This is a genomic window from Ancylomarina longa, assembly GCF_003996985.1.
In the GTDB taxonomy this organism is placed as follows: domain Bacteria; phylum Bacteroidota; class Bacteroidia; order Bacteroidales; family Marinifilaceae; genus Ancylomarina_A; species Ancylomarina_A longa.
On the sequence record NZ_RJJX01000272.1, the window covers coordinates 1 to 578 of the forward strand.

Consider the following 578-nt stretch of genomic DNA (forward strand, 5'->3'; position numbering starts at 1 on the left):
GATTTAAATCTCCACCATTTGCGGCAGGTGCTCCGGGCTCTGTTGTAATTGCCAATTTATTAACAGCTCCATGTCCTATAATTTGCGAAACAGAAGCATCGCCATAACCTGTAGCTGAAATGATTAAATCTGCTGTTCCTGCTGTTTGAAGTGCAGAATTTCCGCCTCCGGGTATTAGTGTTATGGTATTTGGTACAGTATTTAATGTATAATCTGTTGTTTCAGTCAGACTTGTTCCATTATAGGTTACCGTAGTTATTTTGGTTTCCCAATTTGTGTCTTCACTATAACCAACATCAAAGTTAGAATCAACATTGGCACTGCCAAGATAGTGTTGGTGCTGAATTTAATGCCAAATCAAAGTTTGAAGAGCTTGCTCCAGTTAAACTTGCTGAACTAAAGCTTATATTAGCATTAGTAATTGCCTCATTACTTGTTGCAGTTAATCCACTAAAAGTAAGTACACCTGAACTGGCATCCTGATCCGTTGTTCCTCCAAGAGTCCAATTCCCTGCATCTGCTTTAGCTGCAGTTATAGTTCTAGTACCATCAGTCGTACACACATTATCATACTGATC

The 578-nt window shown here is 39.1% G+C and carries 2 protein-coding genes; both read right to left on the reverse strand.

The window, feature by feature from the left end; all coding sequences use genetic code 11:
- Window positions 1–346 (reverse strand): hemoblobin-interacting domain-containing protein (locus DLK05_RS18430; protein WP_127345119.1); only part of this gene is annotated, 346 nt, incomplete at its 3' end.
- Window positions 309–578, reverse strand: a 270-nt coding sequence (locus tag DLK05_RS17740) for a hypothetical protein (RefSeq protein WP_209319972.1), incomplete at its 5' end; no start/stop codon positions are given. The genes DLK05_RS17740 and DLK05_RS18430, both read right to left, overlap by 38 nt.